The 17073-nt window shown below is 44.1% G+C and carries 15 protein-coding genes and 1 pseudogene; 13 read left to right on the top strand and 3 right to left on the bottom strand.

Features of this window, described 5'->3' with window-relative positions:
* The first annotated feature begins 311 nt into the window (after positions 1–311).
* The 13 genes from AB4209_RS11425 to AB4209_RS11365 all read left to right on the top strand — a co-directional run bounded on the left by AB4209_RS11425 (position 312) and on the right by AB4209_RS11365 (position 15541).
* On the top strand, positions 312–1304 hold the full coding sequence (locus tag AB4209_RS11425) for an ABC transporter substrate-binding protein (protein ID WP_017063893.1): 993 nt from the start codon (positions 312–314) through the stop codon (positions 1302–1304).
* A 147-nt stretch (positions 1305–1451) separates the two neighbouring features.
* Complete coding sequence (locus AB4209_RS11420; protein WP_372055912.1) at positions 1452–2351, top strand: ABC transporter permease; 900 nt, start codon at positions 1452–1454, stop codon at positions 2349–2351.
* Positions 2344–3576, top strand: coding sequence for a glycine betaine/L-proline ABC transporter ATP-binding protein (locus tag AB4209_RS11415; RefSeq protein ID WP_017059590.1), 1233 nt, complete (start codon positions 2344–2346; stop codon positions 3574–3576). Before AB4209_RS11420 ends, AB4209_RS11415 begins: the two co-directional genes overlap by 8 nt.
* Positions 3577–3954: 378 nt before the next feature.
* Complete coding sequence (locus AB4209_RS11410) at positions 3955–4359, top strand: Hpt domain-containing protein (protein WP_017059589.1); 405 nt, start codon at positions 3955–3957, stop codon at positions 4357–4359.
* 223 nt (positions 4360–4582) lie between these two features.
* Complete coding sequence (locus tag AB4209_RS11405) at positions 4583–6094, top strand: sigma-54 dependent transcriptional regulator (protein WP_017059588.1); 1512 nt, start codon at positions 4583–4585, stop codon at positions 6092–6094.
* Complete coding sequence (locus AB4209_RS11400; protein WP_102320216.1) at positions 6075–7181, top strand: glycosyltransferase family 4 protein; 1107 nt, start codon at positions 6075–6077, stop codon at positions 7179–7181. Before AB4209_RS11405 ends, AB4209_RS11400 begins: the two co-directional genes overlap by 20 nt.
* 252 nt (positions 7182–7433) lie before the next feature.
* Complete coding sequence (locus AB4209_RS11395; RefSeq protein ID WP_372055910.1) at positions 7434–8810, top strand: O-antigen ligase family protein; 1377 nt, start codon at positions 7434–7436, stop codon at positions 8808–8810.
* Positions 8811–8902: 92 nt separating this feature from the next.
* The gene (locus tag AB4209_RS11390; protein WP_017059585.1) at positions 8903–9688 is read left to right on the top strand and encodes a DapH/DapD/GlmU-related protein; all 786 of its coding nucleotides are present in this window, start codon (positions 8903–8905) and stop codon (positions 9686–9688) included.
* Complete coding sequence (locus AB4209_RS11385; protein WP_017059584.1) at positions 9681–10799, top strand: glycosyltransferase; 1119 nt, start codon at positions 9681–9683, stop codon at positions 10797–10799. Before AB4209_RS11390 ends, AB4209_RS11385 begins: the two co-directional genes overlap by 8 nt.
* Positions 10796–12220 carry a Wzz/FepE/Etk N-terminal domain-containing protein gene (locus AB4209_RS11380; protein WP_017063900.1) on the top strand — a complete coding sequence of 475 codons (1425 nt, stop codon included), beginning with the start codon at positions 10796–10798 and terminating at the stop codon, positions 12218–12220. Before AB4209_RS11385 ends, AB4209_RS11380 begins: the two co-directional genes overlap by 4 nt.
* Positions 12221–12587: 367 nt before the next feature.
* Entirely contained in the window at positions 12588–13688 is a 1101-nt protein-coding gene (locus tag AB4209_RS11375) for a glycosyltransferase (protein WP_017070860.1), read from the top strand.
* The gene (locus tag AB4209_RS11370) at positions 13685–14872 is read left to right on the top strand and encodes a glycosyltransferase family 2 protein (RefSeq protein WP_372055908.1); all 1188 of its coding nucleotides are present in this window, start codon (positions 13685–13687) and stop codon (positions 14870–14872) included. Before AB4209_RS11375 ends, AB4209_RS11370 begins: the two co-directional genes overlap by 4 nt.
* Before the next feature lie 9 nt (positions 14873–14881).
* A complete protein-coding gene (locus tag AB4209_RS11365) occupies positions 14882–15541 on the top strand; it encodes a sugar transferase (protein ID WP_017063903.1) in 660 nt (219 codons plus the stop codon).
* Between the two features lie 253 nt (positions 15542–15794).
* On the opposite strand, the gene AB4209_RS11360 is transcribed toward AB4209_RS11365, so the two are convergent.
* From AB4209_RS11360 to AB4209_RS11350, 3 genes and pseudogenes are all read right to left on the bottom strand, one after another.
* Positions 15795–16310, bottom strand: coding sequence for a GNAT family N-acetyltransferase (locus tag AB4209_RS11360; RefSeq protein WP_102333317.1), 516 nt, complete (start codon positions 16308–16310; stop codon positions 15795–15797).
* Between the two features lie 78 nt (positions 16311–16388).
* Positions 16389–16670 (bottom strand): hypothetical protein, encoded by a 282-nt coding sequence (locus AB4209_RS11355; protein ID WP_017059577.1) that lies wholly within the window; start codon positions 16668–16670, stop codon positions 16389–16391.
* A 194-nt stretch (positions 16671–16864) separates the two neighbouring features.
* Positions 16865–17073, bottom strand: a pseudogene (locus tag AB4209_RS11350) (DUF1801 domain-containing protein); the annotation flags it as partial.

The raw sequence follows: 17073 nt of genomic DNA, 5'->3' as shown, positions 1-17073 counted from the left end.
GACGGTTAAAGTGCCATGTAAATCGCATCAAAGATGGAATTCGTACGATTATTCCCTAAGATTATAAATAGAGGTGGTTTTTGACGAATTTGTAATAGTTTGACAAAGTTATCCGATGGCTGTTGAAACACAGTGGATGAATTGGCAAATCACACTTCACTGACTTTGCACGTTTATCTATTCAAACTTCACCCATCCCTCCTTCTGCTCAAATGGTTCAAATACACGGAAAGGATCACCATCGAGCAATTTAGATAATCAATTTACCTTGGTTACCTTAGTTGTATTATTAAAGAGAAAGGAAACTCAATATGAAATACAAGTTAAGCTCCGTATTTTTGTTAGTAGCAGCAGCCAGCGGTAATGCTAACGCTGGAGAATGTGGCAGCGTAACAATCGCAGATATGAACTGGAACTCTGCAACACTGATCGCCAATATCGACCAATTCATCCTTGAACATGGTTATGGGTGTGATGCTGAACTTATCCCTGGCGACACTATGCCAACAGGCACGTCTATGATCGAAAAAGGCCAGCCTGATGTTGCACCTGAACTTTGGAGCAACAGCTTAAAAGACGCATTAGATAAAGGTGTTGAAGAAAAACGTCTTCGCTACGCAGGTAAAGCACTTGTGAACGGCGGCGAAGAAGGCTTTTGGGTTCCAGCTTACCTAGTAAAACAGTACCCTGAAATGGCAACCATCGAAGGCGTACGCAAAAACGCAAGCTTATTTAAACACCCTGAAGACCCAGATACATCTGCATTCTACAGCTGCCCTGCAGGCTGGAACTGTCAGATCAGCGCCGGAAACCTGTTTAATGCTCTTGAGCTAGAAAACAGCGGTTTCACGATTGTTGATCCAGGCTCGAGTGCCGGCTTATCTGGCTCTATCGCAAAAGCTTATGAACGTGAAGAAGCTTGGTTTGGTTACTACTGGGCACCGACGGCTGTGCTAGGTAAATACGACATGGTTAAAGTCGACTTTGGCAGTGGCGTTAATGAGGAAGAGTTCCTTAACTGTACCACTAAAGAAGATTGTGAATCGCCAAAAGCGACCATGTACCCGCCTTCACCTGTTCACACGATTACCACTGAAAGTTTTGCGTCACGTGCTCCTGAAGCATACGACTACTTTACTAAACGTGGTTTCACGAACGACAAAATGAACTCGCTACTTGCTTGGATGGAAGACAACCAAGCTGATGGCGAAGAAGCGAGTCTGCATTTCTTAAGTGAATTCCCAGAAGTATGGCACCCATGGGTTTCTGAAGAAGTGGCTAAGAAAGTTGAAGCAGAGCTGTAAGAGCTTGATTTAATAACAAGTAATTACGCTTCAACAATAAAACAGAAATAACGTCGCTATACTTGATGTTATTCATGATTCGGAGCCCTTTTCATTAGCGATTTTCTTATCGCATGGACAAGTGGCTCCGAACTATAAGGATATAAAATGGCTGACAGCAATTGGTTATCAAGCTTTCCAGAGATGGAACGCGGTGATTTACGAACCATAAAAAAGACGCTAGATGGCGCATACCGTGAATTTTCCCGTGAATACGGCGAAATGATTGAATCTCTCTTTGACCCTCTTCTTTCATTCCTCGTTTGGTTTGAAAAACTCCTTATCTCAACACCTTGGATTATAGTCCTGGCTGTGTGTACCAGCCTTGTCTACGCAGCAAGCCGTTCTTGGAAACTGGCTCTAGGCTGTATTGCTTCTCTACTTCTCATTGGTTACTTTGGAATGTGGGAAGACACCATGCGGACGCTCAGTATCATCACTGTATGTACCTTGGTTTCAATATTCTTGGGCATTCCGATTGGTATTGCGATGGCTCGTTCAAATCGAGCTCAGTCAATTGTTACGCCGATGCTCGATATCATGCAAACCATGCCTGCGTTCGTTTATTTGATTCCAGTGGTAATGCTACTGGGCATCGGTAAGATTCCAGGGCTAATCGCCGTGGTTATCTACGCGATCCCACCTGTAATTCGTCTAACTAACCTAGGCATACGCTTAGTTGATAAAGAAGTCCTTGAAGCCGCTACCGCTTTCGGTGCGAGCAAAAAGCAACGCTTATGGGGTGTTCAACTTCCTCTAGCAATGCCAACGATCATGGCGGGTATTAACCAAACCATCATGATGGCACTGTCTATGGTTGTTATCGCATCCATGATTGGTGTGAAAGGCCTAGGACAACCGGTTCTCAAATCGATTACTAACCAGTACTTCACATTAGGCTTGATGAATGGTTTCGCCATCGTTGCCCTCGCAATCCTTTTTGACCGCGCTTCTCAGGCGTACGCAAGAAGAACTAATGCGCATTTAGGAGGATTCAAGCATGACTAAACCATTGATTGAAATTAGTGGTCTGTACAAGGTGTTTGGACCGAAACCAATGTCTGTTATGAACCGAGTTCAAAACGGCGAACACAAAGATCAGATTCTTGCGGATACGGGTCATACCGTTGGTTTAAAAGAGATCAACCTTGAGATTAACCGTGGTGAAATCTTCGTTATCATGGGGCTTTCTGGCTCGGGTAAATCAACGCTGATTCGCCACTTCAACCGTTTGATTGACCCGACTCAAGGTAAAATCATGGTTGAAGGCATTGATGTGATGAGCCTCAACACTAAACAGCTAGAAGAGTTCCGTCGTCATAAAATGTCGATGGTATTCCAACGCTTTGGCTTAATGCCTCATCGCACTGTGGTTGAAAACGTTGCGTACGGGTTGGAAGTACAAGGCATCAAAAAAGAAGACCGTTTAGCAAAAGCCAACGAATGGTTAGAAACCGTGGGCTTGAAAGGTTACGGCAAGCAATACCCTGCGCAACTTTCAGGTGGTCAGCAACAACGTGTTGGCCTTTCTCGCGCTCTGTGTACTAACGCTGAAATCTTGTTAATGGATGAAGCCTTTTCGGCACTCGACCCTTTGATTCGAAGTGAAATGCAAGATCAGCTTATCGAACTTCAAGAGAAGCTTCATAAGACGATTGTTTTCATCACTCATGATCTGGACGAAGCACTCCGCCTAGGCGATAGAATCGCAATTTTGAAAGACGGCGAGTTAGTACAACAAGGCACACCACATGAGATTCTGCTAAATCCAGCCGATGATTACGTGGAAGCGTTCGTGAAAGACGTAAACCGTGCTCGTGCACTGACCGTTGAAACCGTTATGCAGCCTCCTCTGTATCGAATCACATCAGAAACGATTGAAGGTGCTCTGGCACAGATGAAGATGCTGAAAAACGATTACGCTTATCACGTAACGGATGACGGCTATCAAGGCCTAGTCACACAAGAGAGCCTACAAGACGCAGTTGAAGATTCATCGGTACATGATTTTAGTGATGAGATATACGAAGAAGTCCCTGCCATCTTACCAGATGCGGTGATTGAAGAAGTGCTACCGGACACTATGTCTTGTGACTACTCTCTTCCAGTTGTTGATGAAGACGGTAATCTAAAAGGTGAACTCGAGAGAAGCGCTGTTGCTGATATCTTCTCAGAAAGTAGCGAGGAAGAAGTAGAAGCCGACCCAAAGCCAAAGATTGATAAAGCTTCGTAGTCCTACTTTTCGTGATTTAAAGCTCGGCTGTTTAAATTATCGCTATTTGCGTTATCGCTATTTAGATTAGCCCAAACTGCTACCCCGCTCTAAGACCACTGTTGTTATTTCACTGCAGTGGTCTTTTTTATTTGTATCGGGCTCGTTTTCTTCTGAGATCTACCCGCACCTTAGGCTTTATAGGCACCTAAGTTTATATTTCATAAGAGAAAACAAAATAAAATCAGTCCGTTAGGTTTGTCACAAACCCAATAGCAAGATGAGTGAGATGCCAATTAAATGCTCTATTTGTACGGCAACCAGTTGAAATTATTCTAGAAAATGACTAAAACTTAATAGTATTAACAGATATTAAGCTCAATAAAAGGACTTAGTTTGATGAATTCTACTTTAGCGTCAGACGCAGCTACAAATCTAAACTCACAACAAGTGAGCGAGCTTGTCGATGAAAGCGTTCTGGAGCAAATGATTCGCGATACAAGTGCGGACATTATCCCTATCTTGATCGACCATTATGTCGAAGAATCACAAACACGCTTGGTCGCTATAAAAGAGGCAGTCACGCAGAAAGACGCTCAAACACTTGAGTTCGAGGTCCACACTCTCGGCAGCACAGCGCTTTCGTTAGGTAATCGCCCTTTGGGTGAATTAGCTCGAGCTTTAGAAAAGCTATGTTTAGAACAGAGTCATGATGCGGCATTTCGACAAGTTGATGAATTACTAGAGCTCGCAGAGCGTTCAATAAAAGCCTTGCTTGAAAGGAAAGAGGCAGGCTTCAGCTAGCTTTGCATGTTCATTATCGGTATCAGATTAAAAACTCAAAACAGTCGTTATTAATATAGTCGCCATAAGATGGGCTCCATCATGAACAGCAATGCGAGAAGTTATACAGGCCGCTTCTTAAAAGATTGCATGTGGTAGATAACAAATACACAAGACTCGTATTGATGGTTGCATATCACTATGTTATTGATTGGTTAGGATAAAGTTTCAAAAGGAATACACAATGCGCCCTAAGGTATTGTTAGTTGAAGACTCCACCTCACTCGCCGTACTCTACAAGCAGTACGTAAAAGACGAGCCCTATGATATTTTCCACGTCGAAACCGGCGCGGAAGCTAAGACCTTCATTGAAAGGCACTCTCCACAGCTTGTGATTCTCGACCTTAAGCTTCCTGACATGCCAGGCGAAGAAGTCTTAGATTGGATTACTGCTAACGAAATACCGACCGCTGTCATCATCGCGACAGCGCATGGTTCAGTAAACATCGCGGTAGACCTTATCCAACGCGGTGCAGAAGACTTCTTAGAGAAACCCATTCAAGCCGATCGACTCAAGACCTCTGTTAGCTTGCATCTAAAAAGAGCGAAACTCGAAAACCTCGTCGATAACATGCAAAGCAAATTCGATCGTGATCGTTTTCATAATTTCATTGGCTCTTGCCTACCCATGCAGGCGGTTTACAAGATCATTGATTCGGTTGCACCAACCACTGCCAGCGTGTTTATTAACGGCGAAAGTGGTACAGGTAAAGAAGTGTGTGCGGAAGCGATTCACCAAGAGAGTCAGCGTAATGGTAAACCCTTCGTGGCCATTAACTGCGGCGCTATCCCTCGAGACCTAATGGAGAGTGAAATCTTCGGTCACGTTAAAGGTGCGTTTACCGGTGCGACAACCGACCGTAAAGGTGCAGCAATGCAAGCGCATGGCGGTACCCTATTTCTCGATGAGCTTTGTGAAATGGAACTGGAGATGCAGAAGAAGCTCCTCAGATTTTTGCAAACTGGCACGTTTACTCCACTCGGTGGCAACCGCGAGATTAAAGTGGATGTCAGAATTATCTGTGCGACCAACCGCGATCCACTGGTTGAAGTAGAAGAAGGACGTTTTAGAGAAGACCTTTACTATCGTGTTCACGTTGTGCCTATCGAAATGCCACCGCTTCGTGAACGAGGAAGTGACATTGTCACCCTATCTAATCACTTCTTGAAACTGTACGCGAAGCAAGACAAGAAGAAGTTCAAATCAATAGACAAAGAAACGCAGAATCTACTTAAACGTTATGCGTGGCCAGGCAATGTGCGTCAGTTGCAAAACATCATCCGTAACATCGTGGTGTTGAACAATGAAACGAGCGTGACTAAAGACATGTTACCGCCTCCGATTAATAAAGTAGATGCCGCTCCATCATCTAAATCAGTGACACCAATTCGAGTAACTGCGCCTCAACCTGCAGTTGTTGAAGCACCAGAAGCTAAGTTGCCACCGATTACTCCGGAAGAGTTGGAACAATCGTCAGTTGCTCAAGCTCACAACGAGCCGATGACGCCTGCATTTACCACAAGCGAAGGTGCTATTCGTCCAATGTGGCAAATAGAACGTGAAGCCATTCAACATGCCATCAATCATTGCGATGGGAATGTGTTAAACGCTGCTGTGCTGTTAGAACTTAGCCCTTCTACTGTTTATCGTAAGAAACAGGCTTGGGAATCGGAAGATGAGTACAATCAAGCCTAACCAAGGTATACTCGACATAAACCTTCATGAGATTTGGCTGTTGATCGACAGCCAAACTTTTGGAGGCATAGAAACGCATGTTTTAGAATTAGCACAAGGCCTGATATCGGAAAGCGCTCAGTATTCAGAGGCTGTTCGTATCGTTCTTTTGACTAAGTTTAATCCTGAAGCGATCATCGTTGAAAAGTTGAATGCGCTGAACATCCCTTTTAGTTACCTCTCCGATTTAGCCTCATGTTCTGTAGATTCAAATGGCAATAGCGCGACACAGCTGAAACGTGCAGTTCAACATTATCAACCAAGGCTTATCCATGCTCATGGTTACAAAGCCAGTTTGGTCAGCAAGTTAATCAAGCTTCCGCCTCGTTTCAACAACACAAAGCAAATCACCACTTATCACGCAGGTGAAACCCCAACAGGCAAAGTATGGCTTTATGATTGGCTCGACCGTTACAGCAGTTTTCTTTCTGATCAGTCGCTCGTGGTCAGTGAAAAGATTAAAGCGAAAGTGCCGAGTCAAACCCATCAATTGAATAACTTTGTTAAAATGCCAACCGGGTTAACAAGCTCCCCTTCATCAAGCCCATTCCATGTTGGTTTTGTGGGGCGATTGAGCCATGAAAAAGCGCCTGATCGATTTGTTGCATTAGCCAAACAGTTTCCTGATGTTCGGTTTGAGCTTTTTGGTGACGGGCCAGAAATGGACATCTTAGTTAAATCGCAGCCTGATAATGTGACCTTTCATGGGCATCAGACCAATATGGACGACGTCTGGAGCCAAATCGATCTGTTAATCATCCCTTCTCGCTTTGAAGGCTTACCTATGGCGGCATTAGAAGCCATGATTCGTGGCATTCCCGTTCTCGCCACCTCAGTTGGTAACTTGCCTCAACTCATCGAGCATCAAGTTAACGGCTACCTTGCAAATTCAGAAGCTGAGCTAGAACAGTTTTTATCTTTGTGGATGTCATTGACGAACGAGCAACGTGACTCTCTCAAGAGTCACGCGATAGAAACCGTGAAAAACCAATACTCTCCACAAGCCGTTGTCCCGCAGTTGTTGGAAATCTATCAACTCGACCGTTAATTCTAGCCTTAGTCGATAACTGGTTATTTGGGCTTGATGATTTAAGTACTTTAGTCAGTTTTATACTGATTCTCAAAATGACAAAACTCACCTCAAGGCTACGCCCTCACTTAATAATCCAACATTAAATCAGTAAGTTAAACAAAATGCATAACTGGCACTCACTTTGCAATCTTTAACATCAGGCGTAACTACGTCTTAAAAAGATTACGAGCCGAGTCCTAAAGAGTTTATTTGCTAATAGAGGTCACAATGGTCAACCCTGAAGCCAATAGATTGCCAGTCATCATCACGATCAGCACCTTGTGTGTTGGGCTTGGTGTTGTTTGGTACTTTGTGCCTCACCCTGCTGTCATTGTGGCGCTCGCTCTTGTGCCATTGGCCGGGTTATTCGTGTTAAACAAAACATTCTGGTTAGTTTTACTGTTCGTTGTCTTTTCATTTTTCCGAATTCACGAAGCTATACCTCAGCTCTATTCGCTAAAAATACCGCTGATGCTTTCATTAGGCGCTCTGTCGGCTCTTCTATGGCATGCATTAATCAGTAAAGAACTTAAAATCTTCTGGCACCCTTGTTTAAATTGGCTCGCCATATTTTGGGTATTGGTTTTCATTGGTATTATCTTCGCGTCCAACAGGCCAATAGCACTAGCAGAATTCAAGGGCGTTTATTGGAAAATTATAGTGATGACGCTTGCGATTACTTGGCTAGTAAACACCACGGAAAATCTCGCAAAAACCGCGATGACGATTATCTACGCTGGCGCTTTAGTCAGCTCTATTGCCGTGTACAACTCAGTAAATGGTATTGGGCTTGTCGAGGGCTCACGCGTGACTATTGGCCGCGATTTTGGCTCTATGTTAGGTGACCCGAACGACCTAGCACTGGTACTGATGTTCCCACTCGCCTTTACAATAAGCCAAGCCACCACGACTGGCATCTCACGATCCAAACGTTTAATCAGTGCCTTAGTTTGTCTGTTACTGTTCGCCGCCATTATTGCCACTCAAAGCCGTGGCGGACTACTGGGGTGTATTGCGGTGATTGGTATTTTTGCGTGGAAGCTAGTGCGCTCTAAAGTTCTCTTAATCTCAGTGGGAACTGTCGCGGCCGTGGTGCTCTATTTAGTTGCTGGTATCTCAGACAGATCTTCTGGTGGTGCCGCTGAACAAGGTATCGATGAATCTGCAATGGGTCGAATCTATGCTTGGGAAGCAGCAATAAAGATGGCAGTTGAGAATCCACTGACCGGCGTAGGGTTGAACAACTTCTTCTCGAACTACTTCTTTTACAGTTCGCATTGGGACGGACTGAATCACGCCGTTCACAGTACCTGGTTTGGTGTGTTGGCAGAAACAGGCTTTATTGGTCTGATCATTTTTGTCTGCCTTATCGTTGCTTTGATCAAAACCTCTCGCTCTACGCTAACGAGGTTAAAAAACTCGGCCACAGAAATCGCCCCCGAACTCAATGCGGTCGCCTATGCGATCTATGCAGGTCTGATTGGAACAATCGTGTCGGGTACATTTTTGACTCAAGGCTTCAACTGGCCGATTTATATCCTTGCAGCACTCACAGTTTGCGTCTCAAAAGTATCTCAAACTGCCTGTCAAAATGAGAAAACCTAAAAGACACATTTTAACCTATTGAAAATATTATATTTATTAGATGGCACAATATATGAAAGTACTTCTATATAACAAAAAAGAGGATTTTCATTATGACGTCAGTATCTATACATCAATTCAAACATTGGCTTAAGTTTCATCCTAATTCTCGAATTAGAAATGTGTTTTTCATTTTGAAAAACATCAGAAGCGCAGAGCTACCTACCCCTAAACTATTTAATCGCTGTCTATATCAAGCGCACAAGCTAGTGGTGAATCTGGTTTCTGGCTTTACGCGATTCTTCTACTGGACTCCGGCTTTCAAAGGTCGTGTGGCTCAATGTGGCAAACGCCTGTATTTGTATGGTGGACTGCCTTTCGTCAGCGGTCCGGTGCAAATTACGATTGGCGACAACTGCCGTATCTCTGGCCACACGACATTCTCTGGTTGTACTCAACAACTTGAAGGCTTGGAACACCCACTATTGTCGATTGGCAATAACGTCGACATTGGTTGGCAGTCGACTATCGCTGTTGGAGGTAAAGTGGTTATCTCTGACAACGTACGAATCGCAGGCGGCGCTTTTCTATTTGGATACTCTGGACACCCGCTTGATGCAAAACGCCGAGCGCTAGGTGAAGGTGACGACCCTCAGCAAATCGGTGACATCATTCTTGAACCCGATGTTTGGTTGGGCACGAATGTGACGGTCAAAGGTGGCGTAACCATCGGCGAAGGTGCCGTAATAGCCGCAGGCAGCGTAGTAACAAAGAATATTCCTGCCTTCGCAATCGCAGGTGGCAACCCAGCTCGAGTTGTCGGTCACATCAAACCCGTTGAAGTGACAGAATCCGATATGTTCGATTCGTTAGAGACTCATGGAGGTGACCATGCGTGATTTAATCGTATTTGGTGAAGACTTTGGTGGCCTACCTTCATCGACTCAACATTTAGTTCGTCACCTTGCTAAGCAGCACAAAGTCTTATGGGTCAACTCAATTGGCTTAAGACAACCGAAGCTGTCCGCCAAAGATGTTAGCCGAGCGTTCAACAAGTTGTTTGGTAAAACCAAGGCCGTAACTCAAAACATGCTCGACTCTGAGGGACACGACAACATTACTATCGTTAACTTAAAGACAATCCCTGCGCCTGCTTCTAAATTTTCTAGAAAGTTGGCTCAGCAAATGATGTTGCACCAACTAAAACCGGTTATTGCAGAGCTTAATCTTAACGCGCCTATCCTATGGACTTCTCTTCCGACCGCTGTTGATTTGTGCGGACACTTAGGCGAGTCATCTGTGGTCTATTACTGCGGTGATGATTTTAGCGCGCTGGCTGGTGTTGATCATGACACCGTTGCACAGCACGAATCAGAGCTAATCGAAAAATCAACGCTTATATTCGCGGCTAGCAAAAAATTGATGGATAAATTTCCAAAGCATAAAGCGCACTTGCTACCACATGGTGTCGACGTAGACCTATTTTCAACACCCGCACCAAGAGCAAAAGATTTACCAAGCAACCACCGCCCTATTGCTGGTTTTTATGGCAGCCTTTCTAAGTGGCTTGATTATGAAATGATTGATCATGTTGCGAATGCGATGCCGGAATGGGACTTTGTTTTCATAGGTCCAAACGAGCTTGATACGCTCATGCTGCCTAAGTTGAGTAACGTACATTACCTTGGCCCTCGTCCACACCACACGCTACCAAGCTATTCTCAACACTGGGATGTGAGCTTGTTGCCGTTTGTTGATAACGAGCAGATCCGAGCGTGTAGCCCACTCAAACTAATGGAATACCTTGCGGCGGGCACACCCATTATCACAACACCGTTTCCTGCTTTGGTTCCATATCAAGGGCACGTAACCACGGTTGGCAGTGCCAACCAAATGATTTGGGCGCTTGATCATGCACGCGAGCTAAGCAACTCACCTATCTCTGTCGTCGAACAAGAGAGCTGGCAGAACCGTGGTAACTTTGTACATTGGATGTTGGAGCTATTATGAATAATCTGAAATTGCGGTTATTAGTCATCATCAATGCGATGTGGCGCCAACGCTACGTTATCGTTCTGCCAATGCTTATTTTGCCCTTTGTAGGCTTTGGTGTGAGCAAGTTGGCTCCAACTAAATATGACGCGCATACCAGTATGTTGATTCAAGAAACGGCCAAGATGAATCCATTCTTGGAAGACATTGCCGTTTCGACGATGCTCAAAGATCGACTTAACGCATTAAGAACACTGCTTCACAGTCGACATGTGCTTTACTCGGTCGCTGATGAACTGCAATTAACCACGCCAGATATGCCTGAAATTGAGAAACAAGAGATCATTACTGACCTGTCTCAACGTCTAACGGTGACTCAGCTTGGAAAAGATTTTCTAAAGATAAGTCTAACGTCGAACACACCAAATGGAATGGAAGCGACGCTGCGCTCGGTAAGTGAACATTTCATTGAACAGTTACTCGCACCGGAACGTTCATCGATTGAAGATTCAAGTAACTTCTTGAAAATCCATATCGACAAACGTAGCGCAGAGCTTGCAGAAGCAGAAGAAGCGCTAGCTGCATACATGAATGAGAATGTTCATTCGACGCCTGAGGTACAGAGCCAAAGTTTGAATCGCTTAGCTTCACTCAAACAAACATTGGCAGAAAAAGAGGCCGAGTTATCGGGTGTCGAAAAAAGTTTAGGGTCAATCGACCAACAACTTTCAAGAACCAACCCTGTGATCGGTAAATTAGAAGACCAGATCATCGACATTCGTAGCGACCTTACCTTGTTACAAGCTAAATACACGGACAAGCACAGTGCTGTGCAAGCTAAAGTGCGTGAGCTAGACAGACTAGAGAATGAACGTAAGAGTTTGCTCGAGGTAACCCAGCCAACGATGAACAGCGACCAGCTTTGGGACATCGCAAGTAGTACGACACTGAACAAACTTTCTGATACCCAACCTCTTCTGGTCACTCAATTACACAGCCTACAGCTGGTTCGTGCTCGCTTTGAGTCTTTAACTGAAGAGACCAAAAGCCTTCGAACTATGATTTTCGAATTAGAACACAAGGCCAATAACTTCGGCGAAAATGCAAAAGAGATGTACCGCCTTAAACGTCAAGTTGAAATCAAACGTCAACTATATGATGAACTGACAGAGCGTTATGAAATGGCTCAACTAACGGGTTCGCTTGGTGTATTCGAGCAAAACAAACGTGTGAAGATTATCGATTTGCCTTTCACACCGAGTGTCAAATCTAACATGCCGACTTTTGTTTTTATTCTGGCTGGATTCGTTGCAGGTATCGGTTTGGGTATTGGTTTAGCGGTATTGTTTGAACTGTTTGATTCTTCAATCAAACGCAAAGACGAAATCGAAGATATCTTGGGTGTCCCTGTGATAACGGTGATCCCTAAAATGAGCTAGTCAGCCTCAAAGCCATTTTTGACTTGCTAGATTCACAGCTTTCTAATTTCCTAGCTTCGTGCATCCTAGAGCAAAACGCCAACACTCGGTTGGCGTTTTGTTTATTTAGAGCCCCAAGTTCTAATGCTACTTTCGATTTACCCAAGCCCTATGATTCAAACTGCCATTCAATTGTATTTTGTTTTGATTCCCATTTTGAGAAATGAAAACCGCACTGGAATTGAATGGCATAAACAACTGAAAAATAAAGATTATTTAGTTGGCACAACTTCTGCAATCTCCTTGTGTAGTTAAACGTTTTAAAGAATTTACTTCAATAGAAACGTCAGAAAGGCGAAACAACAATTATAAAGGCAGGGTCCAAACTATGAATACGCATTTAACGAAGCATGGCAAAAAGATCATACACGTTGTTCAGCACCTTGCACCGGGTGGATTAGAAACCCTAACTCTGGATTTGCTCCGCCTTGCTAAACCAACAGACCAAGTGTTGATTGTCAGTTTAGAGGGTACTAAACAAGAGTCTATAAACAACTGGCCGAAGCTAGAGCCATACAAAAAGCAAATCGTCTTTTTGGATAAAGCACCAGGCGTACAATTCAATATCATTATTAAGCTAATTAAAGCCTTCAACGCGATTCGCCCTGATGTGGTTCATACCCATCATATTGGCCCACTGTTATACGCTGGTTATGCCGCTCGCGTAACCGGGGTTCCAACTCGAATCCATACCGAACATGACGCTTGGCATCTGAACAACAACAAACGTCGTCGATTACAAGCGCTTGCTTTAAAAGCTGCTCAACCAACGTTAGTTGCCGACGCGACACGTGTTTATAACCAACTACGCACTGCTTTTTCTTATGAGAACATCATTACCATCAAAAATGGCGTTGATTGTGAGAAGTTTAAGCCAATGTCGAAAGAACACGCGAGAGCAAAACTAAACCTGCCGACAGACAAACACATCATCGGTTGTGCAGGTCGACTAGAACATGTCAAAGGCCAAGACCAACTTATTAAAGCACTGACTCTTTTACCTGCAAACATGGTTGTCGCATTGGCTGGCGGCGGTACTAAACGCAATCAACTAGAGCAACTGACTAGCCGCTTGAATCTGAGTGACCGAGTCATCTTTCTTGGCTTAGTTGAAGACATGACCACGTTTTACGGAGCGTTGGATACGTTCTGCCTACCTTCACGCCACGAAGGGCTGCCGCTTTCTACACTTGAAGCTCAAGCATGCAATATTCCAACCGTCGCAATGGACGTTGGTGCCGTCGATGAAACCTTATGTCCAGTCAGCGGCGCCCTCGTCAAAAGCGGCAGCATTGTGGGGTTAGCTAGTGCGCTATTAGAAAAGCAAAATGAACGCTTTTTGTCACCTCGTCGCTACGTACTCGAAAACTTCGACATCATCAAAATGGTTTCGTCTTACAACGATATATCAGAAGGAGCTTACGCATGATTGATTGGTTGCTTGCGGGACTTTGTTTGTTTTCAGGTGCGTTGATTGTCTATCATCACGCAGCCTACCCTTTGTTACTTCGTTGGTATGCGAAAAGCCACCCCGCACGCAAAGTTGAAGAGAGTCATCGTTGCTACAAAGAGGAACAGCAAGATTGCACGTTGCCGACCATCACCGTTCTTGTTCCTGCATTTAACGAAGAACAGTGGATCGCAGACAAGATTCGTAACCTTGCTTCACTCGATTACCCAAAAAAGAAGTTGGAAGTCATTATCGCTTGCGATGGTTGCACTGATAACACAGTCGCCATTGCACAAATGACCATACAAGAAGCGATGTGCAGTGATGTCTATTTTGAGATACATGACCATCAAGTAAACCGAGGTAAAGTCGCGGTTGTTAATGAAGAAGTGACACGTATAACCAGTGATATCACGGCGATGAGTGATGTTTCTGCCCTTATTTCATTGGATGCTTTGCTTATAGCTGCCGCTCATTTTGAAAGTGACAAGGTTGGAGTGGTAAACGCAACGTATCAACTTTGTCCAACAGGCAATGAAGGCGAAAACACGTATTGGCAGTACCAAACCGCGGTTAAAGAGTCTGAGGCTTCGTTAGGTTCTAGCTTGGGTTCTCATGGCGCTTTCTACTTGTTTAGAACACACCTGTTTGAACTGCTTCCACTCAACACTATTAATGATGATTTCATCTTACCGATGCAAATCGTTAAACAAGGTTACATCGCCGAATACGAAACCCAAATGGTTGCATTAGAGCTAGAAGAATCGAACCTAGAAACAGACTTCAAAAGAAGACTTCGTATTTCAGCGGGCAACATGCAACAAGCGATTCAATTATTTGCCTTGTTCAGCCCGAAGTTTAAAGGCATCGCGTTTGCGTTCTTTTCAGGAAAAGGACTTCGCCTACTCACTCCATATTTAATGATTGTGTGCTTAGTGTGCTCAATCTTACTTAGCAACTACTTGGTATTTGAAGCGCTGTTATGGGCTCAAGTTGCCGTTTATACCATTGGCGTCCTTGGCTGCATCTTGCCAAAGCGTCTAGTAAACAAACCTATTTCATTAATCTCTTATTTGATAGTTGGACACTACGCCAACTTCATTGGTGGCATTCGTTACCTAATCGGACTAGAAAACTCACCTTGGACACGAGCAAATCATTAAGGACTTATTATGATGAACATCGAACAGCTATCTACCCAAAACCTATACCAATACAAAATCTCACGTGCTAAACGTACTTTCGATTTTGTAAGCTCACTGATTGCTTTGATTTTGCTAGCGCCCGTATTTCCGTTGATTGCGATGGCGATTGCACTCACTTCTCGTGGCCCTATTTTCTACCGTCAATTGCGCGTTGGTAAATCGACACCGGAGAAAATGGAAATCTTTGAGATCATGAAATTCCGTAGCATGTACGAGGATGCAGAAACTCGCTCTGGTGCAGTTTGGGCTACCGCGAATGACCCACGAATCACGCCTGTTGGCCGCTTTTTGAGAAAGACACGTCTTGATGAACTGCCACAACTGATCAATGTACTGAAAGGTGAAATGTCTCTAATTGGCCCGCGCCCTGAACGCCCTACTTTTTACACCAAACTAGAGAACGAAATTCCTTACTTTGCCGACCGCACATACGGTGTAATGCCTGGTATTACAGGGCTTGCACAAGTAAATCAAGGTTACGACACCTGTATTGATGATGTACGTCGTAAAGTAGGTTTTGACCACAGTTATGCACTAAGCCTATGTTCGGTTAAGTCTTGGATTGCCGCTGATCTCAGCATCATCTCTAAAACAATCATCGTAATGGTAGATGGTCGAGGTCGCTAAACCAGTATGGTCTAATGTGGATACAAAGCCTGTTTTCTATAAAGCCTTAGGGGGCGATTGGAAAGTCGCTAATGAAACACATAGTGCCGAATTAGCCCACGTTAACTAGACTCGCTGCTCTCGGTTCTCAGTTGAATGGTGTAATAAGGTTTCTTCCCTATCAATTGACGTAAACATTGGCAATGAATGTATAACGCAGATGTGGCTTGAGTTAGGGATTAGAAATTAAGAGCTGAGAGCTCAGAGTTAAGAATTAAGAGTTAAGACGAGAAAGCTTATATTCATAGAAAACCACGGCACTTTCGTCAGAGGCTTGCTCAACAAAACCTAGCTTATTAAGTAAGTGTGTAGAGGCTATGTTTGAACGGTCGACACCGCCAATCAGTGTGGACCATGACTCGGTTTTTGCGACTTCTGTGATGAAACTCTGCAATAACTCACTCGCGAAACCCTTGCCCCAGCATTCTTCTGCAAGCAAGTAGCCAATATGAGCATCACTTTCGTCTTCTACATAAGCGAACAGAAAACCAATTAATTGATTATCGTTGGATTTCACTTGAAGTAAGCGGCTCTCCGACAACATTCGGTCGAGCCAAATTTCAGCCAGCTCACCTGACACAATACCATGAAAGTATGGTGGAAGGTTTTCAACGACTGACGGGATTAGAATGCCAGGTACTCGCTCAAGCAGAGCCGAACGTTCAGGAACAGTAAGTTCACCTGCGACTTCTTCTACTTTTAGTCTTTGAGTTTCAAACGAGATCGCCATGTGTCCTGCCCAATTTGATAAAAATGTGGATTATACACCTGAGTTCTCGTGTTGGCTTCGTTTCCAGGCTAAAGCAAACTAAAGAACAGCCACGCCTTCAACTTCAATCACTGAGTTAACATTTGCTCGCTCGATTATCTTGAGTAACGTCGTTTGAACTAATTCATTATCTCGGATTTCGGTTTCACAAGAAAAACGCTCTTCTTGAACACCATCGCCCTCACCCAGCATAAATTGAACCGCGACTTCCGTTGCGAGATCTTTGGTCGTCCCGTAATACGCTAACGTGATTTTTGGGTATCCGTGGTCGCCTTTTTTAACCTGCTTTGCGATACGTTTTTTGGCTTTATCTAAATTCATACAACTTCCTTTTAAGTCTGAAATACAAGGTGACTAGAACACCTTTTTAAACGGTAAGCAATACAATCAGCGTTGGTTATAGAGATTCCCTAGCCTCTTGATACTAATCAAGATGGTACAGTCTTAGCGCTTTAAAGAGTGATAGCTAGAACACAGATAACCAGTTTAAAAAATATAATGACAGCGCGTAAGAGTTACGCGCCAAGAAGCGGTAGATGTTTTCGTTGTTGATAAGTTAAGGCTAGCTCTAAGCACTGCTTGATTGGTGCTTTGGGAAGTGGTTCAGTTAGGTTCAAGACGATTGCCCTATTACCTTGAAATGCCAGTGTGCCGTCGTGCAATTCTCTGAATGTGTCGATTAGCTTTGTTTGACAGTTAAAGAATGCATATTTCGGAGCATTCC

This window comes from Vibrio sp. 10N.286.48.C11, assembly GCF_041469805.1.
GTDB lineage: Bacteria > Pseudomonadota > Gammaproteobacteria > Enterobacterales > Vibrionaceae > Vibrio > Vibrio crassostreae_C.
Note: the sequence above shows the minus strand (reverse complement) of the source record. Positions and strands in the feature narration are given on the sequence as shown.

Bases quoted from the DNA above. Each gene is read 5' to 3' on its own strand.
- AB4209_RS11425 (WP_017063893.1), top strand. From the start codon at position 312: ATGAAATACAAGTTAAGCTCCGTATTTTTGTTAGTAGCAGCAGCCAGC.
- AB4209_RS11420 (WP_372055912.1), top strand. From the start codon at position 1,452: ATGGCTGACAGCAATTGGTTATCAAGCTTTCCAGAGATGGAACGCGGT.
- AB4209_RS11415 (WP_017059590.1), top strand. From the start codon at position 2,344: ATGACTAAACCATTGATTGAAATTAGTGGTCTGTACAAGGTGTTTGGA.
- AB4209_RS11410 (WP_017059589.1), top strand. From the start codon at position 3,955: ATGAATTCTACTTTAGCGTCAGACGCAGCTACAAATCTAAACTCACAA.
- AB4209_RS11405 (WP_017059588.1), top strand. From the start codon at position 4,583: ATGCGCCCTAAGGTATTGTTAGTTGAAGACTCCACCTCACTCGCCGTA.
- AB4209_RS11400 (WP_102320216.1), top strand. From the start codon at position 6,075: ATGAGTACAATCAAGCCTAACCAAGGTATACTCGACATAAACCTTCAT.
- AB4209_RS11395 (WP_372055910.1), top strand. From the start codon at position 7,434: ATGGTCAACCCTGAAGCCAATAGATTGCCAGTCATCATCACGATCAGC.
- AB4209_RS11390 (WP_017059585.1), top strand. From the start codon at position 8,903: ATGACGTCAGTATCTATACATCAATTCAAACATTGGCTTAAGTTTCAT.
- AB4209_RS11385 (WP_017059584.1), top strand. From the start codon at position 9,681: ATGCGTGATTTAATCGTATTTGGTGAAGACTTTGGTGGCCTACCTTCA.
- AB4209_RS11380 (WP_017063900.1), top strand. From the start codon at position 10,796: ATGAATAATCTGAAATTGCGGTTATTAGTCATCATCAATGCGATGTGG.
- AB4209_RS11375 (WP_017070860.1), top strand. From the start codon at position 12,588: ATGAATACGCATTTAACGAAGCATGGCAAAAAGATCATACACGTTGTT.
- AB4209_RS11370 (WP_372055908.1), top strand. From the start codon at position 13,685: ATGATTGATTGGTTGCTTGCGGGACTTTGTTTGTTTTCAGGTGCGTTG.
- AB4209_RS11365 (WP_017063903.1), top strand. From the start codon at position 14,882: ATGATGAACATCGAACAGCTATCTACCCAAAACCTATACCAATACAAA.
- AB4209_RS11360 (WP_102333317.1), bottom strand. From the start codon at position 16,310: ATGGCGATCTCGTTTGAAACTCAAAGACTAAAAGTAGAAGAAGTCGCA.
- AB4209_RS11355 (WP_017059577.1), bottom strand. From the start codon at position 16,670: ATGAATTTAGATAAAGCCAAAAAACGTATCGCAAAGCAGGTTAAAAAA.